At 70.9% G+C, this 25,248-nt stretch carries 22 protein-coding genes; 9 read left to right on the top strand and 13 right to left on the bottom strand.

Annotated elements, in window-relative coordinates; all coding sequences use genetic code 11:
• Positions 1-99 precede the first annotated feature (99 nt).
• On the top strand, positions 100-936 hold the full coding sequence (locus RUR_RS25540) for a TrmH family RNA methyltransferase (RefSeq protein WP_283137721.1): 837 nt from the start codon (positions 100-102) through the stop codon (positions 934-936).
• A 28-nt stretch (positions 937-964) separates the two neighbouring features.
• Here the strand turns inward: RUR_RS25540 and RUR_RS25535 are convergent, their stop codons facing one another.
• From RUR_RS25535 to RUR_RS25485, 11 genes are all read right to left on the bottom strand, one after another.
• Positions 965-1,816, bottom strand: coding sequence for a fumarylacetoacetate hydrolase family protein (locus RUR_RS25535; RefSeq protein WP_283137720.1), 852 nt, complete (start codon positions 1,814-1,816; stop codon positions 965-967).
• A gap of 128 nt (positions 1,817-1,944) precedes the next feature.
• Positions 1,945-4,428 carry a hypothetical protein gene (locus tag RUR_RS25530; RefSeq protein WP_283137719.1) on the bottom strand — a complete coding sequence of 828 codons (2,484 nt, stop codon included), beginning with the start codon at positions 4,426-4,428 and terminating at the stop codon, positions 1,945-1,947.
• On the bottom strand, positions 4,392-5,648 hold the full coding sequence (locus RUR_RS25525; RefSeq protein ID WP_283137718.1) for a hypothetical protein: 1,257 nt from the start codon (positions 5,646-5,648) through the stop codon (positions 4,392-4,394). Before RUR_RS25525 ends, RUR_RS25530 begins: the two co-directional genes overlap by 37 nt.
• Positions 5,649-6,380: an SDR family NAD(P)-dependent oxidoreductase gene (locus RUR_RS25520; RefSeq protein ID WP_283137717.1), complete on the bottom strand. Its 732-nt coding sequence runs from the start codon at positions 6,378-6,380 to the stop codon at positions 5,649-5,651. It lies immediately after the preceding gene.
• Positions 6,377-7,186 (bottom strand): amidohydrolase family protein, encoded by an 810-nt coding sequence (locus tag RUR_RS25515; RefSeq protein WP_283137716.1) that lies wholly within the window; start codon positions 7,184-7,186, stop codon positions 6,377-6,379. Before RUR_RS25515 ends, RUR_RS25520 begins: the two co-directional genes overlap by 4 nt.
• Entirely contained in the window at positions 7,176-7,991 is an 816-nt protein-coding gene (locus RUR_RS25510) for an amidohydrolase family protein (RefSeq protein ID WP_283137715.1), read from the bottom strand. The genes RUR_RS25515 and RUR_RS25510 overlap by 11 nt, the downstream gene beginning before the upstream one ends.
• A 16-nt stretch (positions 7,992-8,007) precedes the next feature.
• Complete coding sequence (locus tag RUR_RS25505; protein WP_283137714.1) at positions 8,008-9,135, bottom strand: mandelate racemase/muconate lactonizing enzyme family protein; 1,128 nt, start codon at positions 9,133-9,135, stop codon at positions 8,008-8,010.
• Positions 9,136-9,140: 5 nt separating this feature from the next.
• Positions 9,141-9,989, bottom strand: a complete 849-nt coding sequence (locus RUR_RS25500; RefSeq protein ID WP_283137713.1) for a carbohydrate ABC transporter permease — start codon at positions 9,987-9,989, stop codon at positions 9,141-9,143.
• Complete coding sequence (locus tag RUR_RS25495; protein WP_283137712.1) at positions 9,986-10,894, bottom strand: carbohydrate ABC transporter permease; 909 nt, start codon at positions 10,892-10,894, stop codon at positions 9,986-9,988. The genes RUR_RS25500 and RUR_RS25495 overlap by 4 nt, the downstream gene beginning before the upstream one ends.
• Positions 10,891-12,198, bottom strand: a complete 1,308-nt coding sequence (locus tag RUR_RS25490; RefSeq protein WP_283137711.1) for an ABC transporter substrate-binding protein — start codon at positions 12,196-12,198, stop codon at positions 10,891-10,893. The genes RUR_RS25495 and RUR_RS25490 overlap by 4 nt, the downstream gene beginning before the upstream one ends.
• 134 nt (positions 12,199-12,332) lie before the next feature.
• A complete protein-coding gene (locus RUR_RS25485; RefSeq protein ID WP_283137710.1) occupies positions 12,333-13,691 on the bottom strand; it encodes a hypothetical protein in 1,359 nt (452 codons plus the stop codon).
• Positions 13,692-13,853: 162 nt separating this feature from the next.
• Between RUR_RS25485 and RUR_RS25480 the strand changes: the two genes are divergently transcribed.
• Positions 13,854-14,609 carry a creatininase family protein gene (locus tag RUR_RS25480; RefSeq protein ID WP_283137709.1) on the top strand — a complete coding sequence of 252 codons (756 nt, stop codon included), beginning with the start codon at positions 13,854-13,856 and terminating at the stop codon, positions 14,607-14,609.
• Positions 14,610-14,784: 175 nt separating this feature from the next.
• A complete protein-coding gene (locus tag RUR_RS25475; RefSeq protein ID WP_283137708.1) occupies positions 14,785-14,976 on the top strand; it encodes a hypothetical protein in 192 nt (63 codons plus the stop codon).
• 170 nt (positions 14,977-15,146) lie between these two features.
• On the opposite strand, the gene RUR_RS25470 is transcribed toward RUR_RS25475, so the two are convergent.
• Positions 15,147-15,659, bottom strand: coding sequence for an NUDIX hydrolase (locus RUR_RS25470; protein ID WP_283137707.1), 513 nt, complete (start codon positions 15,657-15,659; stop codon positions 15,147-15,149).
• A 441-nt stretch (positions 15,660-16,100) separates the two neighbouring features.
• Between RUR_RS25470 and RUR_RS25465 the strand changes: the two genes are divergently transcribed.
• The 3 genes from RUR_RS25465 to RUR_RS25455 all read left to right on the top strand — a co-directional run bounded on the left by RUR_RS25465 (position 16,101) and on the right by RUR_RS25455 (position 18,819).
• Positions 16,101-16,574 (top strand): TIGR00725 family protein, encoded by a 474-nt coding sequence (locus RUR_RS25465; protein ID WP_283137706.1) that lies wholly within the window; start codon positions 16,101-16,103, stop codon positions 16,572-16,574.
• 164 nt (positions 16,575-16,738) lie between these two features.
• Positions 16,739-17,305: a DedA family protein gene (locus RUR_RS25460; protein ID WP_283137705.1), complete on the top strand. Its 567-nt coding sequence runs from the start codon at positions 16,739-16,741 to the stop codon at positions 17,303-17,305.
• A 536-nt stretch (positions 17,306-17,841) separates the two neighbouring features.
• Entirely contained in the window at positions 17,842-18,819 is a 978-nt protein-coding gene (locus RUR_RS25455; RefSeq protein ID WP_283137704.1) for a D-alanyl-D-alanine carboxypeptidase family protein, read from the top strand.
• Between the two features lie 50 nt (positions 18,820-18,869).
• Here the strand turns inward: RUR_RS25455 and RUR_RS25450 are convergent, their stop codons facing one another.
• A complete protein-coding gene (locus RUR_RS25450) occupies positions 18,870-19,808 on the bottom strand; it encodes an ATP-binding cassette domain-containing protein (RefSeq protein ID WP_283137703.1) in 939 nt (312 codons plus the stop codon).
• 245 nt (positions 19,809-20,053) lie between these two features.
• On the opposite strand from RUR_RS25450, the gene RUR_RS25445 reads away from it, so the two are divergent.
• The 3 genes from RUR_RS25445 (at position 20,054) to RUR_RS25435 (ending at position 25,204) form a co-directional block, all read left to right on the top strand.
• On the top strand, positions 20,054-22,705 hold the full coding sequence (locus RUR_RS25445) for a substrate-binding domain-containing protein (RefSeq protein WP_283137702.1): 2,652 nt from the start codon (positions 20,054-20,056) through the stop codon (positions 22,703-22,705).
• Positions 22,706-23,151: 446 nt separating this feature from the next.
• Entirely contained in the window at positions 23,152-24,669 is a 1,518-nt protein-coding gene (locus tag RUR_RS25440) for an RNA polymerase sigma factor (protein ID WP_283137701.1), read from the top strand.
• A 151-nt stretch (positions 24,670-24,820) separates the two neighbouring features.
• On the top strand, positions 24,821-25,204 hold the full coding sequence (locus RUR_RS25435) for a hypothetical protein (protein WP_283137700.1): 384 nt from the start codon (positions 24,821-24,823) through the stop codon (positions 25,202-25,204).
• Positions 25,205-25,248: the final 44 nt, after the last annotated feature.

Here is a 25,248-nt window from a genome sequence, read left to right as displayed (position 1 = left end):
GCCTCCGCTCAGCGTGTATCCCAACCGGACGACAGCGAAGAGTAATGTAGCCATTACCGAAGGAGAGGGTGTGCGTTACACGCCGAGCCGGAGGTCCCGGTGACCGAGGGCCTCAGTGATTTCGCCCGGCTGCGCGACGTGCAGCTGCGTAAAAGCCTCGAAGCCGAGCACGGGCTGTTCATCGCCGAAGGGGAGAAGGTGATCCGCCGGGCGGTGGGCGCCGGGTACCCGGTCCGATCGGTGCTGCTGGCCAGGCGGTGGCTGGAGCCACTCGCGGACCTGCTCGACACGATCGACGCCCCGGTGCACGTCCTGGACGACTCGGAGATCGAGGAGATCACCGGCTTCGAGGTGCACCGGGGTGCGCTCGCCTCCATGGACCGGCTTCCGCTCCCCTCGGTCGGCGACCTGCTCGGCCCGGCGCCTTCGGCTTCCGGAGAGCCGACCGCAGGCCGTACCGGACTCGTCTGCACACGGCGAATCCTGGTGCTGGAGGACCTGGTCGACCACGGCAACGTCGGCTCGATCTTCCGCTGCGCGGCGGCGCTCGGCGTGGACGCGGTGATCCTCTCCCCGCGCTGCGCCGACCCGCTCTACCGCAGGGCGGTCAAGGTGTCGATGGGCGCGGTGTTCGCGGTGCCGTACGCGCGGATGACCGACTGGCACGCCGGGCTCGGCGAGCTCCGGGCCGCCGGTTTCCGGACCCTGGCCCTCACCCCCGACCAGCGGGCCGTCCCCATCGGAGACGTCGAGATGGGGGAACGTACGGCGCTGCTCCTCGGCTCCGAGGGGGACGGGCTCTCCTCCCGCTGGCTCGCCGAGGCCGACCTCCCGGTCTGCATCCCGATGAGCGCCGTCGCGATGGAACGCGGCGTCGACTCCCTCAACGTGGTCGCCGCCGCCGCGATCGCCTGCCACTCCCTCGTCACCCGCTAGCGCACGGCCGGCCGGGGTCCGGTGCGGCTCAGGGTTCGACCTGGTCGATGCGCCGGACGGGGGTGACGAGTTCGCCGATCTCGTCGATCTCGATGCGGACCTCGTCCCCGGGAAGCAGGGTGAAGTCCCCGCCGGGGACCAGGCAGGTACCGGTGGAGAGGATCACTCCGTGGGGGTAGCGGTCGGCGCGCAGCAGGTGCGCCACCAGGTCGTCCAGGCGCCGGTGAAGCCGGGACGTGCCGGTCGAGCCCGCCCACTCCTGCCGGGAGTCGCGGGAGACTGCCATCCGGATGCCCAGGTCGTACGGGTCGGGGACCTCCCAGGCCGGGCGGATGCCGGGGCCGAGCGCGGTCGCGCCGAAGTACATCTTGGCCTGGGGAAGGTAGAGCGGGTTCTCCCCCTCGATCGACCGGGAGCTGACGTCGTCGCAGACGGTGTACCCGGCGATCTCCCCGCTCGCGCAGACGACCAGCGCGAGTTCGGGCTCGGGCACGTTCCAGTCCGAGTCCGGCCGGACGGTGACGGCCTGGCCGGGGCCGCGCACCCGCCAGCCGAGCGACTTGAAGAACAGCTCGGGACGTGGCGCGTCGTAGACCCGCTGGTAGATGTCGGGGTCGCGGCTTTCCTCGGTCCGGGCCTCCCGGGAGATCCGGTAGGTGACCCCGGCCGCCCAGACCTCGGTCCAGGGGTCGACCGGGGCGCGGAGCCGGCTCAGCCTCCCGGGACGGCCGACGGCCTCCAGGGCACGACGGAAATGATCGAGGTCCGCGGCGAGTGCCGCGCCGAGCGAGAACTCCGCGGGGAGCAGGCGATCGCCGTCCCCGTCACGCACCGCCCAGCGCGCGGGGCCGTCGGCCGGGAAGCCGTGAACCAGGTGCATGATGGTGTGCCTTTCACAGAGAACGGGGAGAGGGTGGCGGGCGGGGTCCGGAGCCTAACCCGGACCCCGCCCGCCCGCTGCCGGGGGCGGCGCGCCATCGCCAGGTCAACCGCCCCCGGCAGGGCCGGTCAGCGGGTGAACCTCGCGGTCACGGCGACCTGGCCGCGGAGCCCGGTCAGGTCGACGGTGTCGCCGTTCACCCGCAGCGGGCGTCCGCCCGCCGAGGCCGCCACCAGGGTGTGGCCGGCGGGCACGCGCAGGCGCAGCGTGACGCCCGCCCCGCCGAGCCGGGCGGGCATGCGGACGTCGGCGTGGACGACGCCCTTGGCCAGCCGGGAGGTCAGCCGGTAGCTCAGCGGGCCGTACACGGTCGGCAGGTCGGCCACGCCCACCCGCTTGCCGTCGGCGAGCCAGCCGCGCGGTGTGGCCGAGGCCAGCCGCAGACCGGTGGGCGCCCCGAGTTCGTCGCCTTCCTCGTGGACCAGCATCTCCCGGAGGTTCTTGAGGTAGGACGCGTTGTTGGCGCTCAACGGCGACAGCCAGGTCCCCCGGTGAAACCTGCCGGGGCAGGGGTCGACGTTCGCCCCTTCACCCACCGTGAAGGTGTTGCGGGCGAACCCGTGGGCGAGCTGCCCGTACAGCGAGAGCACCTGGCGGTCGGGCTGGTCACCCGCCGCCAGGAACCGGTTGTACTGGTAGCCGTACACCTGGTCGACGCCGGTGCCCTCGTAGCCCGCGAGCCCGTCGGGCCGACAGTCGCCGATGGCCTGCCCGGTGTAGTTGAAGCGGATCATCCCGAGGAACGTGGCGCCGCGGGTGTGCAGGTACTTGAGGAGTTTGGTGTTCTCCTCCTCGGTGAAGAACCCCGAGGCGTAGCCGTAGTGGGCGAGCAGGTTCCAATAGCTGGAGTCCCGGCTCTCGGTGATCGACTCGTACGGGGCCGTGCCCGAGAAGAGTTCCCGGGGCACGAACAGGGAGCCGTCCGGCAACTCGACCTTGGAGGCGGCCACGGCGGCGCGCAGCTTCGCGTCGAAGGTCTGGAACGGCCCGGAGTAGGCGTCCACCAGGTCCTGGCGGCCGATGCTCCGGAACACCTGGAGCATGTCCCGCCAGCCCCACCAGGAGACCAGCTGGGCGTGGGTCCAGTACCCCGCGGTCCAGTTGTCCTCGCAGCAGCGCTGCTTCTCCAGGATGCCGTGGGGGTCGGCTGCGGCCTGCCGCAGGTAGTCGTCGAGGTAGCCGCGGAGCTTGCCGACGTTGCGCTCGACGAAGGCCCGGTCGCCGGTCAGCCGGTGGTAGCGGGCCGTGGCCAGCAGCTTGGACCCCTGCTCCCAGTTGCGGTACATCACCGGGTAGGCGGGGCCGCCCTCCTTCGTCAGATCCATCAGGGTCTGCAGGTTCCGCCGGTAGTCCTCGGTGAAACCGAACTCGCCGAGCGAGGAGACCGTGTCGACCATCTCCGGCACGTACTGCTGCTCGTAGAAGTTGCCGATGCTGTAGCGCCAGCCCATGGTCAGGTTCTGGATCAGCAGGTTGCGCAGGGCGTCGGCCGGGTACCGCTCGGGGATCGAGATCTTCGCACCGGCGGACAGCTTCTTCCGCCAGTAGCGCGCCACCTCCTCACGGGCCGAGTCGTACCTGCGCAGCGCCGACGTGCCGCCGCCCCGGATCTGGGCGGGGTTGTTGACCACGGCGAAGGTGACCGTACGGGGCCCGCGGGACAGGTCCAGCTCGTAGGTGAGGTCCTTGCCGGTGAGCGTGGGACTGCCGTCGGCCAGCAGGTACACCCCCCGGTCCGCCTTGACCTTGGGCCCGTCCAGGACGAGGCCGGGGTTCTTCGGGTCCCTGATGTGCACGCGCACCCGGGTGCCGCGGGCGTTCGGGCCACCGGTTGCGGTGATCTTCACAAAGCTGACCAGGGAGGAGGTCTCGGGCACGCGTGCGGCGAAGGACTCCTGCGTGTAGTTCACCCCGGCCGCGTCCCGGTAGTTCGTCCGCAGGACCGGGAGGTAGCCGTCGAGCAGCCGCTGGCCGCTCAGGCGGCCGAGGTCGGAGCCGTACCGTTCGCCGCCGACGAAGAACTGGGCCTGCCAGAAGTTACCGCAGCGGGCCGTGAACGCCTCGGAGTAGTCCTTCGTCCAAGGGGCGGAGTCGCACGGGGTGTGCCAGTCCGCGGTGATCCCGCTGCCGTCCGCGGTGTGCAGGGCGTAGTGGTTCTCGGTGGGCTCGGGCGGGGACTGGGTGTCCGCCGTGTCGCCCGGGGGCAGGGTGAGCGGCAGGTAGTGGTAGGCGGTGTCGGTGATGCCGGTGGCCCCGGTGTTCGGCTCGCCGGTCGCGACGCCTCCCGTGGCGATGGGCACCAGGTAGTCCTTGATGTTCTCGAAGGTCGGGCCCTCCGGCTGGGCGATCAGGTGTTCGCCCCACAGGTCGGTCCCGGATCGCAGGGCCTGGCGCACGCCCTGGATGTAGGAGTCGGTCAGGGTCGGCCAGACCTGCTGTCCGGCCAGGGGCGGGGGTGGGAGTGGGGGCTGCGCCGCGTGGGCGGGGAGAGAGCCCGCGATCGTCGTCGCCGCGATCAGTCCGGACAAGAGGATGCGCCTGCGTTGGGCCATCCTGGTTCCTCCTCGGCTGGGGGTCGGTCGGCGGCGATGGCGCGAGCTGTGCGGATACGGTCCAGAGCCGTGAGCGGGCTCAGGCCGTAGTGATAGAAGTCCATGCGATCCAGGCCGAGATCGCGGGCGATGACCAGTTTGTCGGCGAGGTTCTCCACGGAGTCGCAGTCGAGGTTCATCGGACGCAGTACGGCGCCGAGCCGGGCGCCGGCCCCGGCCTCCGCGCGGTAGGCGAGCGTTTCCGCCCGTACCCGCTCCGGATCCCGGGCGTAGGGGGTGAGGCTGATCGGGCAGACGGCGGCGACCCCGGCCGGATCCACGCCCAGGTTCTTCGCCGTGGCGGCGCCGCAGGCGCCGGCGGGCCGCCCGTCCGCCCAGCCGAGCAGACCGGCGGACAGGTCGAGCAGCCGGAAGCCGACCCCGGCCCGGGCCGCCGTCGCCGCCAGCTCGGTGATCAGCGCCGTCACCCGCCCGCACCGGGCGTCGAGGTACTCGCCCAGCCCGGCGTCGCGGACCGGCCGGGCCGATCCGGGCGGACCACCGGTGAGGCAGGCGCCGACGTGCGCCTTCGCGGCGGCCAGGAGGTCCGGCACACGCACCCCGCGCGCCTCGGCCGCCGCGCGGCAGTACGGGCAGAAGCACAGGCCGAGGAGGAGTTCGGCGGTCGGGTCCAGCTCCACCGAACGCCGCTCGTGGCCGTACCCGTGCCCGAAAGGAAGCCAGTGCGGGGCTTCCGCCAGCACCGACCCGATCGGGTAGCTGCACAGGTCCTCCGTGAGCGCCGTCGCGTAGGCCCGGACCCGGGGGTCGGCCGGGCAGAGCAGCTCGGGATAGGGGTCGCCGTACAGGTTGCGCACGATGCCGGGCCGAGCCGGGTCGTGCCCGTCGTCGTGCAGGTACACGGCCCACGCGTCCACGCCCACCCCGGCGCTCGCGGAGCGGTCGCAGAGCTCGCCGAGCAGATCCCTCCCCTGGGCGAACGGGCTCACCGCCGGGCGGAGGGCGGGGTCGGGATAGCGGCCCCGGTCGGGGGCGAAACACACGCCCGCCCCGCCGGTCGCCACCCGGTGGAGCGGGTTGTGCGGCAGCAGGTCGCGAACGGCGTGATAGGCGACGGCCGGGGCGACGCGCTCGACGCCGGCGCGCTCGCCCACATTGCGCAGCACCGTGTCGACGCCCTCGCCGACCAGATCCAGGGGACCGCAGAAGAGCGCCCCCACCTACATGCCCACGGTGAGGCCGCCGTCGACGACCAGGGCGTGGCCCGTGACGTAGGAGGCGTCGTCCCCGGCGAGGAACGCCACGACCGCCGCGATCTCCTCGGGGGCCGCGAACCTGCCCAGCGGGATGCGGGCGGCGAACCCGGCGCGGTCCGCCTCAGTCCAGCCGCCCTCCTCCCAGATCTCGGTCCAGGTCGACCCGGGGCAGACGGCGTTCACCCGCACGCCGTACCCCGCGTACTCCAGCGCGAGGGTCTGGGTGAGCGACACCAGCGCCGCCTTGGACGCGTTGTAATGGAGCATGTCGGGCGAACCGCGCATCGCGTTGACCGAGGCCACGTTGACGATCGATCCCCGCCCCGCCGCCCGCATCGTGCGTGCCGCCGCCCGGCTGAGGAAGACCGCCGCCTCCACGTTGATCCGCAGCACCTCGCGCAGGTCCTGGGGGCGCAGGTCCGCCAGGGGGATGCGCGGCGCGATCGCCGCGTTGTTCACCACCACGTCGTACGGCTCCGCCCGCGATTCCAGCCGACGCTCCATGGCCTCGTGGTCGCCGACGTCGGCCACCAGCGGCTCCACCCCCAGCTCCGCGGCCGTGGCCGCCAGCCGGTCGGCGAGGATGTCGCAGGCGGTCACCCGGGCCCCCTCGGCGGCCAGTCGCGCGGCGATCGCCCGGCCGATGCCCCGCGCCGCCCCGGTGACCAGCGCCGTACGTCCGGCGAGCCGGGTCATGGCCCCACCTCCAGTCCGAAGAGCGCGGCCGCGTTGCCGCCGAGGATCCGCTCCTTGGCGGCGCGGTCCACCCGCGCGTAGACGCAGCCGCCGAGTTGCAGCGCGGCGTTCATGAAGGGCATGTCGCTCCCGTATACCAGGCGTTCCGCGCCGAGTTCGCGGACCAGAAACTCGACCACGCCGTCCCAGGAGAGCGGCCCGGTGAGATCGAGGTGGATGCCCGGCCGGGCGCCGACCACGTCCACGACCCGGTCCAGGCCGTAGTCCAGTCCGGCGTGCCCGAGCAGGAGCGGGAGGGAGGGGTACTCGTCGGCCAGGGCCGCGAAGACCGCGAGCGGGTCTCCGGCGAAGTAGCTGTGCGACAGCACCGGGATGCCCCGTTCGGCGGCGAACTCCCACACCGGCCGGTAGGCGGGCCCGTCGAGCGGGTAGTCGCCGTGCAGCTCCGGATGGAGCTTGATGCCGCGGAAGGCGGGCTCGGCGAAGCAGCGCTCCAGCTCGTCGCGGACCTCGGCCGCGTAGTTGGGGTTGATGCAGCAGTAGCCGAGCACCCGGCCGGGGTGGCGCCGCGCGGCGGCCAGCACCTGGTCGTTGCCGAACCGGTAGTCGGCGTGGATCCCGGCGTGCGCGGCCACCACGGCCACGTCGATCCCGAGCAGGTCCATCACCTCCACCATGGCGTCGGCGTGGTGGCCCGGGATGTGAAAGTTGCGGAACGCGCCCAGGTGGCAGTGCGCGTCCACGACCAGCGGCCAGTCCGTCGGCGCCGACTTGTCCCGGTGCGCGGTGCCGGTGTCAACGGGCATCGGTGACCGTCTCCTTCGTCTCGACGTCGGCCAGGAGCCGGGTGAGGGTGCCCGAGGCGATCAGTTCGCGCTCGGCTTCGGTCAGGTCGGCGCGGTCGAGCTGGAGCCGGGCCCCGCCCATGGTCCGCAGCGGGAAGCCGGAGCCGAAGACCACCCGGTGCGCGCCGAACCGGGCGCACAGGTCTTCCAGCCCCCGGTGCACGTTGAACCCGGCCGATTGAACGTGCAGGTTGCCGTACCGTTTGAGCAGGGGATACAGGGTGCGGTTGTTGCGGCCCTGAACGTCCATGAGGATCACCGGCAGCCCGGGATACCCCTCGGCGAGGTCGTGGATCTCATGCCACGGCGGCTCGCCGCGCCGGAACAGGGTGAAGTCGACGGCGAGCGGCATGCGCACCCGTTGCAGCTCGGTCAGCAGCTCGCCGGAGCACCAGGAGGCGAGGGAGAACCGGTGCCCGGCCATGGCCGAGGAGGGGAAGACCCGCGCCATGCGGACCCCGGCGGCCAGCAGGCCGGCCAGCAGCCGGTCCGGTTCCGGCATCTCCCCGGTGTGCGGCGGAAGCACCACGCCGACGGGGTGTATCCGGGCGCGGACGTGCCCGGGTTCCCGGGCCAGGGTGCTCAGCAGCAGGTCGTTGCCGGTTTCGGGGGCGTATTCGTGGGCGAGCACGTGGTAGGCCGCCGCCTCGTGGACGCCCACCCGGTCCATCTCGCCGACCAGATCCGCCGCCGTCACCGCCCGGGTGAGGTACGGCCGGTGCCCGGCGGGGCGGCCGATGAAGGTGTTGCAGTCGAGATAACGCAAAACTATCCTCGCCCTTTCAGAGCACGGAGCTGGTCGTGGGGGCGGCGATCCGATACCGCTCCAGCCGGTCGCGATCGAGCTCGACCCCGAGCCCGGGGGCCGTGGGCGGCAGCAGGAACCCGTTTTCGATCACCAGGGTGCCGTGCACCACGTCGTCCGCGTGGTAGAGGTGCCCGGCCACGTCGCTCGGCTGGTCCAGCCGGGGTGAGCTGAACGCCACGTGCGCCGCGGCGGCCGTACCGATCCCCAGCTCCGGCATGCTCCCGATCGCCACGCCGACCCCGGCCGACGCGCACATGTCGGTGATCCGGCGGGCCTGCAGCGGACCGCCGGCCTCGGGGACGTACACGTTCACGAGGTCGGCGGCCCGGGCGCGCAGCACCCGCCAGGCGTCGCCGGTGGTCCAGACGCTCTCATCGGCCATGATCGGCACCTCCGACCTGGCGCACAGCTCCGCCATGCCGTCCACGTCGTCGGCGGGGAGCGGCTGCTCCACCGAGAGCACGTCGTACGGCTCCAGCCTGCGGATCAGCCGGAGCGCGTCCTTCGCCAGCGGGCAGGCCATGTTGAGGTCCACCCGGATGCCGAGCCCGGGCCCGAACTCCTCCCGGAGCCGGGCGACGAGCTCGACCAGCCGGTCGCCGTCCCCGCCGCCTTTGGCCTTCAGCGTGGTGAACCCCTCCCCGACCAGCCTGCGGGCCCGGGCCAGGACTTCCTCCGCAGGCCCGATGGGCAGGGACATGGACAGCGGCACCCGGTCCCGCGCCTTGCCGCCGAGCAGGTCGCAGACGGGCCGGCCCACGGCTTTGCCCGCCAGGTCGAGCAGCGCGGTCTCGACCGCGGCGACCGCGGTCAGGGAGTGCCGGCCGAAGGCGAGCAACTTGGCCGCGACCGCTTGGAACCGGGTCGGTTCGAACGGGTCGGCGCCGACCACGGCGGGGGCCAGCACCCGGTTCACCAGCCCGCAGAGCGCGGCGCCGTCGCCGTGCCAGATGAGGGAGATCTCGCCCAGCCCGACGGACCCGTCGTCGGCCTCGGCGATGACGATCCCGTAGTCGGAGACGGCCTGGACGCCGAGTGCGGAGGTGAACGGCTCCCGCAGCGGCACCGAGACGGGTACGGCTTCCAGCCGTATGACTCTCATGACGCTCATCCCTTGCTCGATCCGGCCAGCACGTCGGAGAAGAAGTAGCGCTGGAGCACCAGGTAGACGACCACGACCGGCAGTGAGGCGATCACGGCGACGGCGGCGATGTGGTGCCAGTTGGAGGTCAGTGTCGACATGAAGTACTGCAGGCCGACCGAGATGGTGAACCGGGAGTGGTCCCGCATGATCACCAGCGGCCAGAGGAACTCGCTCCAGGTCAGGGTGAACACCAGGATCGCCGACGTGGCCAGCGGTGCCTTCACCAGGGGCAGCATCACCTGGAAGAGCAGCCGGAGCGGTGAGCAGCCGTCGATCACGGCGGCCTCCTCCAGCTCGTCCGGCAGCCCCAGGAACGCCTCCCGGAGGATGTAGACCGACAGCCACAGGGTCATCGCCCCGGTCGGGATGATGATCCCGAGCAGGTTGTCGGTGAGTCCCAGCTGTTTCACGGTGACGAACAGCGGCAGCATGATCGCCGGAAAGGGGATGATCATGGTGCTCAGCCCCAGCAGGAACAGCAGCCGCCGCCCCTTGAAACGGAACCTGCCCAAGGCGAATCCCAGCAGAGCCGCCGTCGACACGTTGAGCAGCACGGTGCCCACCGACACCAGCAGGCTGTTGGCCAGGTACTGCTGGACGTCGGCCTGGGTCCATACGTGGGAGTAGTTGTCCAAGGTGGGGTCGGCCGGAATGAGCTCCGGAGGCACCGCGAACACATCCCCGCGGCTCTTGAACGAGGTTGACACCAGCCACACCAGCGGGCCGATCGCCACCAGGGAGGAGATCCCCAGGACAACCATGATCACGATACGCGGGACAGGCCGGAACGCCTGCTTGGTCCGTCCCCTCACGACGATCTCCTCGCCAGTCGCAGACCGATCAGCACCATCGCCAGAACGGCCAGGAGCAGCACGACCGCCATGGCGCTGCCGTATCCGAACTTGAAGAACGAGAAGGCCGACTCCCAGATGTAGTACGCGGTGTTCTTGCTCGCGTTCACCGGGCCGCCCTCCGTCAGCACGTAGATCTCGTCGAAGGTGCGCATCGCCGCCACGAAGGCGATGACGGAACTCAGCACGATCGAACCGCGCAGCCGGGGCACCACGATGCTCGCGAACGTCCGCACATGCCCGGCGCCGTCGATGGCCGCCGCCTCGAAGTGCTCCTCCGGCATGGTCGCCAGCCCCGCCAGATAGATCAGCAGGTAGATCCCGAAAGCCCGCCACACGATGACGCCGATCACCGACCAGACCGCCCATCCCGGGTCGGAGAGCCACGAGATCGGGCGCTCGGTCACGCCCGCCGCCACCAGCAGGTAGTTGATCAGCCCGTTGTCGTCGAGCAGCCACTTCCAGGCCACCGACGAGACGATGACGGGCACCACCACGGGCAGGTACAGCATCGTGCGGAAGAAGCGCCGCAGCGGGATGCCGCGGTGGATCCAGTAGGCCACCGGGAGCGGCAGGCAGACCAGCAGCACCGTCACCGCCCCGGTGATGAGCAGGGAGTTCAGCAGGGTGCGATGGAACACCCCGTCGGCGCCGAGCGCCGCGTACTGCCCCAGGCCGACTAAGGACGCCGGGGTCAGGCCGTTGAAATCGGTGAAGCTGAAGAGCAGGGTGTTCACCGCGGGATAGAGGACGAAGCCGCCGATCAGCCCCACGGCGGGGACGGCGAAGAGCCATCCCCACCGCGAGTCCCTGACCCGGCGCCAGGAGCGCCCGCGTTCCGCGGTCCGGCCGACCGGCTCGCTCACTGCCCCGCCGCGAGGATCCGGTCCCAGTCGGCCGCCGCCTCGTCGAGCGCCTGCCGCGGCGTCTTGTCACCCAGGTACGCCGACTGGAAGCGGGTGCGCAGCGAGGCGAACAGCTCCCCGACGGCGGGGTGCTTCGGCCAGTAGAACTTCATCTGCTGGTCGACGAGCACCTTCATCTCGGGGGTGGACTGGAAGTGGGGGTCCTTGGCGACCGAGACCATCCCGGGGAGCACCGGCGCCTGCTTGGCCAGCTCCAGCACCGTGGAGCTGAAGTACCGGGCGAAGTCCAGGGCCTGCTTGGGGTTCTTGCTCGACTTGGGGACGGCGAACTGCTGGAGGAAGCCGTTGGCCGCCCCGCCCGCGCCCGCCGGGTGCGCGGCGACCTTGAACCTCTTGAAGGTCTCCGCGTCGGTGTTGTCCTTCAGCCAGCGCAGGATCCACGGCCCGAGGAAGACCATCCCGGTCTTGCCCTGGGCGAGGACCTTGGCGCCGTCCATCACGCCGCCGTTCACCGAGGTCCGGTCGATCCAGCCCTCCTTGACGCCCGCGGCGTACCGCTCCAGGTGGGCGACGGCCTCCGGGGTCGCGAACGCCGCCTTCTTGCCGTCGGCGGAGAGCAGCGGGACGCCCGCCTGCCCGGCCAGGATGTCGGAGGGGTTTCCGGCGTCGTTGAAGTCGTCGAGGGTCTGCACGAACCCGGAGACGCCGGTCTTCTCGCGGATCTTCTTCGCGGCGTCGAACACCTGGTTCCAGTCGGCCGGCGGCTTGCCCGGGTCGAGCCCGGCCTTCTCGAACAGCTCGGTGTTGTAGATGAGCGCCGAGACGCTGCCGTAGAACGGAATCGCGTACGACTTGCCGCCGATCACCCCGGCGTCCCAGAACCCGGGGGCGTACTCCCCGGCGACGGCCTGGATGTCGGGGACCAGGTCGTCAAGCGCGTGGATCGTTCCCGTGGCGGCGAACTTCGGCAGGATGAACGGGGTCATGTTCACCACGTCCGGGGTGGCGCCGCCGCTGATGGCGGCCAGCAGCTTGCTCTGGGTCTGCTCGAAGTCGGGGATGTCCACCCACTTCACCGTGACGCCTTTGCGCTCCTGCTCGTAGCGGCGGATGGCACCCTCGATGTACGGCGTGTAGCCCTCTTTCAGGTTGATCGTCCAGAACTCCAGGGCAACCGGACCCGAATCGGGGGACGTGGCGGTCTCTCCCGTCGTACCCCCGAAGACGCCGCAGGCGCTGACCAGGCCCGCGGCGAGCAGGAGAACACCCCCTTCTAAGAGGCGTCGACGCTGGATGGGCTTCACGCTTTGCTCCTTTCTCCCCGAAGCCTCCGGGGAGAAGCACAAATTTACGACCATGTTCGTAAATGGTTCGTATAATGGCCCTAAGTGTGCAGGGAACGGTAAGTCGCGTCAAGACCCCGCGTCTCTGAGCGAAATCAGATGGTCTGTCCCGTATCGCTCAGCCGACTGCCGATGTCCAGCCGGTACAGCCCCTTGGGACGCCCGCGCTTACTCGGCTGGGAGAGCCCGGCCAGGGACGCGAGCCCGTTCTCGCGCAGGACGCGGAGGATGCGCCGGCCGCTCGGCACGCTCACCCGCAGCGCCTGCCCGATCTCCTCGGCGCTCGCGCCCGCGCCGTCCAGCCGTCGCTCCAGGTCCGCCAGCCGGGAGAGGGTGGAGACGCCGAGGCCCACCGCCTGCGACAGCTCGCGCAACCCGCCGCCGTCGGTCCGGTCGTCGGTCTTGTACGCATAGCGCGACAACCCCGTCGCCGTCCCCATCGGCCCGATGACCAGGCCACCCTCGGTCATCAGGTAGCCGGTGTCACCGCCTTCGGCTATCGCCCGGCGCACCGCCATCTCGGCGTGGCGCACGGAGTCGCGCACCGACTCGCCCACCCCGAAGCCCACCGCCATGCGCACGCCGAGCCGCGACCGGACATCCTCGATCAACGGCACCGCGGTCCAGGACTTGGTGATCTCCTCAAGCAGGCCCTTGTGTGCGAAGACCAGCACGGACTGATCGCCGCGGGGCTCGACCCAGGTCTCCGCGAACTCCGGCGCGTCGAAGAACATGCGCAGGGTGTTGACCCGCTCCACGCCCGCCTCGTACAGGCCGGAGTCCTCCAGCAACCGGTAGACGGCGGCCGCGAAGCGCAGGTTGGAGTGCCGGGCGGAAACCGCGCGCAGGACCACCTCGTTCATCGCCGACCGGATGGAGGCGACCACCGGAACCGACCGCAGCACCGGGACGTCGATGCTCTCCAGCAGGCGCGCGTAGACCAGGCTGCGTCCCGTCACCGCGTAGTGGGTCTGGTGCCGCCGCCGCATCCGGAGATGGAAGCCGACGACGTCCTCGACCTCCTGACCCGGGGCGTACGGCAGCACGCGCATCGCCCGCACCGGCAGGCCGAGCTCGCCGGCGAGTTCCTCCACGACCTGCTCGTCGAAGGTGTCCACGCTGGCGGGGGCGAGGGCGAGCCCCTGCTCGCGGGCGCGCAGCAGCGCCAGGGCCAGGTCGATGGGCCCCTGGCGGGCGACCGCGACGGGGAGCTCCTCGGGGAGCAGGTCCCGGCACCGGTCCAGCGGCATCGGCCCGGCGAAGAACAAGGCGTCGACCTCGGGGAGCACCTCGCGCACCGCGGACCGTATCTCGTCTTCGTCCTGATAACGCACCCATCGGGCGTCGACACCCTGGAGATGGACCAGGGCGTCCTGGAAAACGCTCTCGCTCGCCGTGGGAACGACGATGCCGAGGCGGATCCGGATCTGCGGACGGGTGGAGATGGACTTCATTTCGGTCACAGTACCAAAATAGTTTGTAAGAACCCCTGGTCGGGGGCCTTTCCGCCAACCCACGGGTCGAAACCCGAGGCCGTGACAGGGTCGGGCGTCATGTGCGTAAATGGTTCGTAGTAGGTTGCCGTCGACCGCACCCGAACGTCAGGAGTCCGCGACATGATCCTTGGCGAGCTCACCAGCTCCGAACTCACCCGGCTGTCACCCGAGGCGGTCCTGGTCGTCCCGATCGGCGCCACCGAACAGCACGGCGCCCGGCTGCCGGTCGGCACCGACACCGTCGTGAGCGAGCAGGTGGCGCTGCGGGCCGCCGCGGGCGCACGCGCGGCGGTGCTCGTCGCGCCCGCCCTCGCCTACGGCTCCTCCCACCACCACCTGCCCTACCCGGGCACCCTCTCCCTGCGCGGCCGCACGCTGCTCGCCGTACTAGGCGACCTGATCGAGAGCGCGGCGCGCACCGGCTTCCGCAAGGTCGTCGTCTTCAACGGCCACGGCGGCAACGACGACCTGGTCCGCCAGGCCGCCCGGGACGCGGTCCTGGACCACGAGGTGACGGTGGCCGCCGCCTCCTATTGGACCCTCGGCGGCGACCGCCTGGTGGAACTCGCCCGCCAGGCCGGCATCGCGCACGTCCCCGGGCACGCCGGGGCCTTCGAGGCCGCCCTCCTGCTCGGCCTCGGCCTCCCCGTGCGCGAGGAGTCCGCACGGACGCCCTCGCTTCCCGGCGGCACCCCGCCGGCCCTTCCCGGCGCCTTCGTCGCCGAGCACGACTGGATCGCCCGCATCAACGGCACGACGGACCCCGTGGACCCGGCCACCCCGGAAACGGGGCGGCGCCTGCTCGACCACCTCGTAGCCGAGTTCACCCGTCTGCTCGACCGCTTCGCCGACCTTCCCCGTACGTCGATCGGCTGACGTCGCGCGAGACGGACATCAGCCCGCCGGAAAGTCGACGCCCATGTCAGAAGATGCACTCATGCACCAGGTCGCGCAGAGTCCGCTCCCCGCCGCGGACCGCCGGGAACACCTGCCGCACCCTCCCGTCCGGGGCGGTCGGCGCGGCGTCGGCCACTAAAACAGGACGTTCTCCTTGCTCGACACTCGCCTGAAGGCGTTGACGAGTTCCTCCGTGACCCGCCGTGCCCGCGACCTGCCCACCCGTTCCGACAACTCGGTGGCCTCCATCGCCCGCCTACTCGGAGTCAGCAGGTCGACCCTGTACATGCACATCCCCGAGCTCGCCGGCGGCCGCGCCGCCCTGGCGACCGGAAACGCCTCCTGAGGAGTCGGCCCCGCTCACGGCCGTCCCACGTCTTCGCCGCGTCGGCCGAGTTCATCCGCGAGCTCATCGTGGAAGGCACCCACGAGGCCCGGTCACCGCATGCGCCCGCGGTCGGCGCCTCGGGCGCCCGCTCCGGCCGTACCGTCGAGCAGCCCGCACGCCGAGGACGGTCAGCCGACAAGGGTGAGCGGTGTAGGGCTGAACCGTTCGGAGAGCAGGTCGTCGAGCAGGGCGGGCCGTTCGGCGGGCAGGAGCTTGTCGCGGCACTGCCGCAGTTCGTCCGCCGGCCACCAGCGGCGTTCGATCAGCCCGGCCTTCTCGTTCTCGGTGGGCCGGAGCGCGGCCTGCGGCGCGGTACTGGGGGTGCGCCCAAGGAACACGTGCTCGATGCGGTGGTGGTCGCGGCCCTTGTACCGGAACCGGGATTCCCGCACCCACAGCGTGCGGCCGAGGGCGGGGAGCATGATCCCGGTCTCCTCGGCGACTTCGCGGCGGGCCGCGGTCTGGAGATCTTCGCCGTCGTCTAGGCCGCCGCCGGGCAGTTCCCACCAGTGATGTGCGGGGTCGGCGGGGTCGAGGGCGTGGATGAGCAGTACGCGGTCGGCGGGGTCCAACAGGAGGACACGGGCGCCGACGCGGGGCGTGACGGTGCTGGTCGAGGCGGTGCTGGTCGAGGCGGTCATCCTGCGGCTGGTCCTGTCTCGGCTGACGGGGCGTGGCCCGGACAGCCGACCGCGAACCGGCCGGTGGTGTTCAGAACAAGGTGAGCTCCGGCTCGGCAGGCGTGGCCGCCCTGGTGGGGTCCGACGTTAGCAGCGCGCTGGTGGCGGTGAGCGCCAGGCGTACGGTGAGTCCCGAATGGTCGGTGAGGCGGGAGCCGTCCGCCGTGAGTTCCCTGGTCTCGTGGACGTATTCGCAGCCGGTGAGCCGCTCGGTCAGAGCAGCCGATCCATGGACGTGGTCCTAGCGGTAGCCGAGGTCCGCGCGGTTCGGCGCCGACTTCTTAGGGTTTGCCCGCACCACCCGTGCTTCTCTCACCGCCCGCTACAGCAAGAGATGAAACCTCAACAAAGATCATCATGTTGGGAGTTCTTAAGCCGGTACGGGGTGGGGAAGATGGGATTGTGGGGATTCAGGTGGCGGTTTGCGGGCCGCAGGACTGCACCGAGGCGGAGGAGGCGCACGCCCGGGAGGTCGGGCGCCTGCTGGCACGGCGTGGAGCCGTGGTGATCTGCGGGGGCTACGGCGGGGTGATGGCCGCGGTCTCGGCGGGTGCCCGCGGCGCGGGCGGGACGGTGGTGGGGATCCTGTCCGGGGCCGACCGCACGCAGGCGAACCCGGATCTGAGCATCGTGATCCCGACCGGGATCGGCGAGGCGCGGAACAGTGTGATCGTCAAATCGGGCGACGCGGTGATCGTGGTGGGCGGATCGTGGGGGACGCTGTCGGAGCTGGCCCTCGCCATGCGCGGCGGCCGGGCGCCGGTGGTGCAGCTCGGCGGCTGGCGGCTGCTCGACCCGTTCGGGCATCCGGTGCCGGGGGTGCGGCACGCCGTCTCACCGGAGGAGGCGCTGGAGCTGACCGGGTTGTGGGACTGATCGGGGCACGCCGCGGGGCAGGCGCTCCAGCGAGCGTCGAGTGGCGTCCGTAAGCTGGCCGGTACGGCGCGACCGCCTTCCCGGCGTGGCCGAAAGCAGCCGGTGAGGTTAGGCTCTCCTAATATCGCGACCAATCAGCTCTCGAGACGACGGCGGTGATCCGGATGAAGTCGCTCTCCCCGCTCTCCCCATCCGTCGTCACCGAGACCGGCTGGCTCGGCATGCCGCTCTGGCTCTGGGCCGCGATCTGCGTGCTCATCATGTTCGCCCTGTTCCAGGGGTACTACTGGTTCGGGCATTTCGTCGGTGAGAAGCTCTACGCCTCCAAGCTGGGCACCAGGATCGGCCGGCAGCGGATCCAGACCATCGAGAACCTGGTGCGCAAGCGGGGCGCGCTCGCGGTGTTCGGGTGCTTCTGGGTTCCGGTGCTCCGGCACACCCTGCCCAGCGTCGCCGGGGTGCTCCGGATCTCCTATCCCTGGTACGTCGTGGCGAGCGCGTTCGGCGCGCTGCTCTGGACCCCTCCGTGGATCATCGGGGCCGGGGTCTTCTGGGGCTGGCTGCTGGATCTCACCCGGTCCCCGCTGGCGGCCGGGCTGATCATGGCCGTGGTCGTCGCGGGGCTGCTGGGGTTCTTCGGCTGGCGACGCAGGCGCAGGCGCAGGTCCGCCGCGGCCCTCGCGGAGACCGAGACCTCACCCACCCCCGAGCCCGCCCGCGACTCCGGCTGAGAGAGGTAGCCGGATCGACCGGCCGTCGCGGCCCGGTCGGCGATGTCGGGATTCGTGAATGTCCGGACATAGCAGGTGAGTACCGTGCGGGTCCGGTCTCCGGATGGCCTATCTGGATATGTTCCCGATCGCCGGTCGATTACGGCACCGCGGCCGTTTCGGTTGGCCGATCTCCCGGCCATGACCTGGATCGATGGCTTTCAGGGCCGATGTCCGCCGCTCGACGGGACACGGTTCTCCCACAGCCCCGGGCCGTACCGTTAACCGAACCACGCTTTCCCCCGTCGCCCATGACAGATCCTTTTCATCAATCTTCACAAAATTTGACAAACCGCATATTCTTCTAGATACACCCCCAAAGATTGATGAACCACCCAAGGGGCTTGGGCGATCGCCTCATCACCCGGGAGAGTGAACCACGCCGTCGATCGGCGTCTCCCCGCGATCGGACCGTCACACTTCCCGAGCCTCGATCTCTTTCGGGAGGAACCTTGCGACGTACCGTGTGGATCGCACACATCGTCATCGTTTTGCTCATGGGTCTGCTGATCGGCGTATCGGCCGCGCCCGCGTTGGCGTCGCCGTCCGCCAACCCCGGAACCACGCTCGACCCCCGGCCCCCCGCCGGGCCCGAGGACGGGTTCCCCGGCGAACGGCCCGACGGGTTCGCCGACACCCTCGCCGGCCTCGAAGCCGCGCTCGGCGCCGTACCCACGGACGAAATCCCGATCGAGGAGGATGTGGCGCCGGGACGTCCCGCGCTCGACGCCCGGTCGGCCCTGCTGTACGACGCCCAGACCGGGCGGACCGTCTACGCCAAGAACGCCCGGGAAGAGCGTCCCGTGGCCAGCCTCACCAAAGTCATGACCGCCTACGTCGTGCTGCAGGAAGGCAGGCTGGACACCAAGATCCGGATCACGCAGGCCGACGTCCGGCACGCCCTGGCCAACGGGGCCACCCACGCCGGTCTGCGCGCCGGCGAAGTCCTGACGGCCCGGGAACTGCTGTACGCGCTCATGCTGGAGTCGGCGAGCGACGCCGCCGAGGCCCTCGCCCGTACCTACGGCCCCGGCCAGGAGGCCTTCGTCGCCAAGATGAACCGGTACGCCGCCGAACTCGGGATGGACCAGACCTTCTACGCGAACCCCGACGGGCTTCCGGACCCCGACCGCAACGGCCGCCTGGGCCTGTCCACCGCCGCCGACCAGGTACGGCTGGCGCGGCTCGCCCTCCTGGACCCCGTCTTCTCCTCGATCGTGAACACGTCGCGGTACACCCTTCCCACCGGGCCGGGCCGTGACGCGCACAGCTGGCGGAACACCAACGCCATGCTCCGCACCTACCCCGACGCCCTCGGGGTGAAGACCGGGTTCACCAACGCCGCCGGGTTCTGCCTGCTGTTCGCCGCCGACCGGGACGGCTGGCTCATCGTCGGCGCCGTCCTGGACGAGTACAGCTCCGCCTCCCGGTACCACGACGCCGCCCATCTCCTCGACTGGGCGTACAGCGCCTGACCGAAAAGGATCGACGAGCCCCCGCCCGTACGGCCCGTACGGGCGGGGGCTCAGTACAGCTGGCGGCCGGTGCGGCGGAAGTGGACGTCGTCCAGGGAGGGGCGGCCGACGGTGATGGCCGCGACGGTGAGGCCCTCGGCCTCCAGGGCGCTCGCCACCACGGGCGCGTCGCGGACGCCGTCGTCGACGTGGGCGTAGAGCACGCGGCCGTTGACGACGACCTCGGCGACCTCGCTCAGCTCCTCCAGAGCGCGGCGGATCTCCCCGTTCCTGGCGGGCTGGGTGAGCCTGATGTGGATCGCGTCGCCGCGAAGGCTCCCGGTGAGCTCCTGCAGCGCGCCGGAAGCGACGATCCTCCCGCGGTCCACGATGACCACGCGGTGGGCGTTGAGCTCGGCTTCCTCGCGCTCGCCGGTGGCGAAGAGGATGGTGAGGCCGTGGTCCCGGGTGAGGCCGGTGAGCTCGGCCCAGAGTCCGTACCGGGCGGCTCTGTCCAGCCCGGCGGAGGGCTCGTCGAGGAAGAGCACGTCCGGCCGATGCACCAGCTGCATCGCGATGTCCAGGCGGCAGCGCAGGGCCCGGGAGTAACCCCGGACGGGGCGGTTGGCCTCCTCGGTCAGGCTGAACCGCTCCAGGAGCTCGTCCACCCGGGCGGTCAGGAGCGCGCCGCGCAAGCCGTACCCCGCGCCTTGCTTGAGCAGGTTCTCGCGGGCGGTCCGCCGCCCGTCCCCGACGGCTTGGCGGACGACGCCGATGACATGGCGGACCTGGTCGGGGGCGCGGCGGATGTCGAATCCGGCGACGGACGCCTCCCCGGAGTCCGGGCTGATCAACGTGGTCAAGATCTTGACTGTGGTGGATTTCCCGGCGCCGCCGCGGCCGAGCAGCGCGCAGACCGATCCGGCGGCCGCGGTGAATGTGACGCCCGCCAGGGCTTGGACACGCGTACCGTAGGTCTTGACCAGCTCTCGTGCCTCTATGGCGGACATCGCCCCGTACTCCCGTAACACGACATATCGCGTCCCCTCAGCGTATCGGTACCGGGGTGAGTGTCAAGATGTATCGCGTTCGGAGCCGGACACCCTGAGTACGATTACGAACGCGTAGCGTAGTCGTCGCAGTAGGATGGCCATTTTGCCGACCTATTGGATGACAGTATGGTTCCGTAAGCATTACGCCATAAGCTTCCTAAAGGTCTCTCCGCTGAGGGAACGGTAGAACGAAGAGGACACTCGTGGGCGGACGCCACCGAAACGATGATCAAGGTTATCCATACCCCGATCAGCCGAACTCGGGTCGCCAGCACCCCGACCTCGACTACACGGGCCCGAACACGGGCCCGATCCAGGCGGACCAGCCCTATGGTTCCGGCCGTCCCTACACCGGAGATCCGGCCTACGGCTCCGACGGCACCTACGGCTCAAACCAGCCTTATGGGGCAGACGGCAATTACGGCTTAGATCGCTCCTATGGTGCGGATCCTGCCTATGGCGGTACGGATCCGGCCTATGGCTCTGACAACACCTACGGCTCAGGTCAGACTTACGGATCAAGTCAACCCTACGGCTCGGATCACCAGGGTCCGTATGGAGCGCATCAGCCTTACGGCACGAACCAGCCCTACGGCACGGACCAGCCTTACGGCTCCAATCAGCCCTACGGCTCAGATCAGGCGTACGGCTCAGAGCGGCCCCACGGCTCGGAACCCTCCGGACCCGCGGGCGGCGCGTACTACGACGACCAGTTCAGCCGCGAGTACGGCACGCCGCAACAGGACCGTCCGCAGTACGACGCGGGGTTCAACGAGAGCACCGGCGAGTACCGGATCGCCTCCCCCGACGAGCGATACGACGAGCCGACGATCCACCCCGCCTACCGCGTCCCGATCGAGACCGGTCAGGGACCCGACCCCGCCCGGGGATACGAGCCGGCCCCCGTCCGCGACCGCACGGGCGAGCACCCGCCCGTCGGCCGTACCGAACCCGCGGGCGAGGAGCCGGAACGGCGCTACGCCTTCCTCGGCGAGCGCGAGGACGGCCCCCGGGGCGGGGACGACTACGAGGACGAGCCCAGGTCCGGCCGGTCCCGCGGCCGGCGGGCAGACGGCGACACCGACCCGGGCGACCGCGGGCGTTCCCGCCGGACGAAACGCTCCGGCGGAGGCGCCAAGATCCTGGTGGCCCTCACCAGCGCCGTGGCGCTCGCCGTTCTCCTGGCGGTCGCCGCGTACGTCCTCGTGGCCGATGAGACCGGGTGCCCCGAGGGTTCCCCGATCGCGCTCAAGGTCACCACCTCCCCCGACATCCGCCCCGCGGTGGCCGAGATCGCGGAGAAGTTCAACAAGCCCGGCTGCTACGCCGTCACCGTGGGCAAGGTCGACTCCTCCCGGGTGGTGAGCGGGCTCGCGGGGGCGAGCGAGACGCTCACCGCGGACGTCTGGATCCCCGATTCGAGCCTCTGGGCGGCGCGGCTGGCGGCGAGCGCCAAGAGCAAGGCGATCTCGTCGGTCATCGCCTCCTCCCCCTCGATCGCCAGTTCGCCGATCGTCATGGCCACCGCCAAGTCCGCGGCGGACGCGCTGGCCGAGCGGCTTCCCGAGCCCGGCTGGGCCAAACTGATGGAGCTGGTCCACTCCTTCGGCGCCACCGAGTCCACGCAGATCCGGCTCCTCACCCCCGACCCGGCCCGGAACGCGGCCGGCCTCGGCGCGATCGTCGCCGGCGCCGGTGCCCTGGGGGACACCCCGGGCGCCCAGGAGCAGCTGGCCGGGGTGCTCAAGCAGCTCTCGCAGTCCTCGGTGCAGAGCGCGGAGAAACTCTTCTCGACGTTCGGCAAGCCGTCCAAGCGCGCTCCGCTCGGCCTGGTGTCCGAGCGGGACGTGTGGGCGTTCAACCAGTCCAAGCCGGCCGACCCCGCGGTCGCGCTCTACCCCTCGGACGGCACCCTCAGCCTGGACTACCCCTACGTGGTCGCCGCCGAGGACCCGGCCAAGAAGAAGGCCGCGGAGGCGTTCCGCGCCAAGCTCGTCGGCGCCGAGGGCCGGGGGATCCTGCAGAAGGCCGGGTTCCGTACGGCCGACGGCAAGGCGGGTGAGGCGGTCGCCAAGAGCGCCGGGATCGACACCAAGCCGCTGGGCGCCATCGGCAAGCCGAGCGCGGGCACCGTCAACAAGATCGCTCAGGCGTGGAGCAGGCTCAACCTCGGCACCCGGATGCTGGCGCTGCTCGACGTCTCGGGCACGATGGCGCTGCCCGTACCCGGCACGAACCTGACCCGGATGCAGGCGATCGCCGGGACCGCCGTCGAGGGGATGAAGCGGTTCAACGACAAGTCCGAGATCGGCGTCTGGGAGTTCTCCACGCATCTGGACGGCCAGGGGGTGGACCACCGGGAGTTCGTCAAGGTGGGACCGCTCGGCGGCAAGGTGGAGGGGATGACCCGCCGGGAGTTCATCAACCAGCGGCTCGGGCAGATCCAGGCCAAGCAGAACGGGGACACCGGGCTGAACGACACGCTCGCCGCGGCGTACGAGGAGATGGTGGCGGGCTACCAGCCCGATAAGATCAACACCATCCTCGTCCTCACCGACGGCCAGGGCAACGACGACCCCGGCGGCGGCCTCACCGACGAGCAGCTGCTGAAGAAGCTCAAGGCGCAGTTCGACAAGAGCCGCCCCGTCAGCATCCTGATCATCGCCTTCGGCCAGGACGCCGTGGCCGGCAAGGAGCGGATGGCGGCGATCGCCCAGGCCACGAACGGCGACGCCTACGTGGCCACCGACATCAAGCAGGTCGCGCAGTTCTTCCTGGAGGGCATCTCCCGCCGGCTTTGCGCCCCCAACTGCCCCAAGCCCTCCACGACCACCCCCGCGTCGACGAACCAGTGATCCCGGCCGGGCGTCGCCCGGCCGATCGCGCGACCCGCCCCGGCATGCGATCGGACGCCGTACGGCGACACTCGGCGCGGACCAGACCTGAAGCGTGAAAACCATCCGGGTCACCCGAACGCGTCTCGACGGGGCTGTCACGGTCAAGGCCCGGCGACGTGCCGCGGTGGAGCCGGGACCGGCCGGCGCCTTCTCCAGCGCTTGTCTCCGAAATCCGCCCAGGTAGGAACGATCCATCAATTATTTGATAATTCCCTTAATGTCCGGCGAGATCTCAGGCTGATTGGTTATACCTCGCTATTTTTCCCATCAGTCACATTGCCCTCATAAGTCATGTCATTAGGGTCGAAGTCAACCCACTGAGTAAACCGGGCGTCATAGCGGTGTGGGCCAGGTGAACCCCAGCTGATTCCGTGGTGGCCGGCCCCTAGCCTGGGGGAGGACCTGTGCCTGGTTGGCGAGTTGTCGGACATGCCGAGGAACGTGAGCTCGCCGAGTCGCTGCGGCGGGGCGAGCCGCAGGCAACCGCGGAGCTCTACGACGCCTACGGCGAACGCCTCTACGACTACTGCCACGCGATCCTCTACGACGACGCGGGCGCGGCGGAGGCGGTCCGGCACACGTTGGCCGGCGTCGCGGGGCACATCCACCGGCTCACCGACCTCGGGCGGTTCCGGCCCTGGCTCTACGCGATGACCCGGGCCCGGCTGCTCGGGCGGCCCCTCCCTCCCTCGGGGACGTCGAACGGCCGGAGCCCGGTCGCGGAGGAGGCACCCGTCGCGGAACCGGCCCGGACGGTTTCCGAGACGCTGCGGGCGATGGCGCCGCAGGAGCGGGAGGTCTTGATCCTGGTGGCGCGGCACGGCCTCGGCGTCGCCGAGGCCGCCGCGGTGCTCGGGACGAGTTCGAAGCGGACGGGCCTGATCCTCGCCCGGGCCGGGGAGCGGCTGGAGCGGGCGGCCGCCGCCGACGTGCTGACCGGCCCGGGCATGACCAGGTGCCCCGACCTGGCCGTCCTGATGGAGGCGATGGCCGCCGAGACCAGAGGGCTGCGACCGCTGCGCCGCAAGCGGGTCACCCGCCACGTGGTCCGATGCGCGGTGTGCGACCTGGCCCGGCGCCGGCACGTCTCGGCGGCCGCCTTGCTGGCGGCGGTGCCGCCGCGCCGGCCGCCGCTGTCGCTGGGGCGGAAGGTCGCCGACGCCGCGGACGCACCGCGACCCCCGCGGACGCGCCCCGCCGGCGGGCGGGCCGGCGGGTTCGCCGCGAACGGCTTCCCCGTCGTCCGCGATCATTCCGTACGGCCGGCGGGCCGCCGCCCCGGCCCGATCGCGGTCTCGGTCGCCGGGCTGTTCGCGGTGATGTTCGGGGTCGCGGCGGTGGGCGCCGCCCAGCAGAACCCACCCGGCTCCGTCCAGGCGGCCAAGCCCCCGGCGGCGCCGTACCCGCCCGCCGGCACCCCGTCGGCCGACCGCCCGGCTCCCGGCCCGAAGGACGCACTCCGTCCCGACCCCGGTCCGACCCGGGTGCAGGCGGCCCCCCGGCCGCCGGCTCCGACGTCCCGGGCGACCCGGCGTCCGATCCTGCGCCCGTCCAGGACCCCGGCGCCCAGGCCCACCGCCTCGCCCAGGCCGCCACGCCGCGCCGTACTCGCCGTGGACTGCCCGGACCCGGTCGACGAGCTGGGCCTCGGCACGATGACGCTCACCGCGAGGCACGCGGCCGTCTCGTGGAGCGCCGTGGTCCGCGGCGACGCCGTGGTCTCCCCGGGCGGGGGACGGCTCGGCCGCGGTGCGGACGTCACGCTCTCGATCACCGTGACGGATCTTTCGGCCCCGGGCGCCGCGACGATCACGATCTTCTCCGACGGCGGTGACTCCCACTGTGAGCTCGCCTGGCACGGGGAATCCCCGGCCCCCCTCCCGTCCGGAACAGACCCGACAGAGGACGAAAATTCACATTAAATCGTGCACCAGCTACAGGTTTTATCTGTGATCCGGTAAACCATAATGAGTCAATAAGCATCCCCATTGGGGATGACCGACAACGTTGTTCCCATAGGAGCGGCGAGCGTCCACGGATATGGTTTCGCAATGCTCACTACGGAGTGCGGGAGTGCAAGGCATCGTTCGCCGATTGCGGTGGTTCGCCGTGGGGGTCGCCCTGGTCGCCTCCGCAGCCGGAGCCGCCCTGGTGCTCGCCGACGTGGCGAGCCCGATCAGGGCGGCGTGCGCCCTCGTCTTCCTGCTCGTCCTCCCGGGACTCGCGGCCGCCGGAGCGGCGCGCGGCCGGGACCTCCAGTCCGCCCTGGTGATCGGTACGGCCACGAGCGTCGTCGTGAACACCGCGACGGCGGCGGGCATGCTCGCCTTCGACGCGTGGTCCCCCCAGGTCGGAGTGATCGTCGTCGCCGCCGTCAGCGGCTTCCTCTGGGCCATGGGCGCGCTCTCGCCGTCCGTCAAGGCCCGGACCGCGACCGCGGACGTCGAGAGCCGCTGACCGAGATCCGCTTCCGGCGGAGACCGGCCTGACGGAGACCCAAC

Origin of the sequence: Rhizohabitans arisaemae (assembly GCF_025996515.1) — a bacterium.
Classification (GTDB): Bacteria; Actinomycetota; Actinomycetes; order Streptosporangiales; family Streptosporangiaceae; genus Rhizohabitans; species Rhizohabitans arisaemae.
The sequence above is the reverse complement of the archived record's forward strand: the minus strand, read 5'-3'. Positions and strand labels throughout refer to the sequence as shown.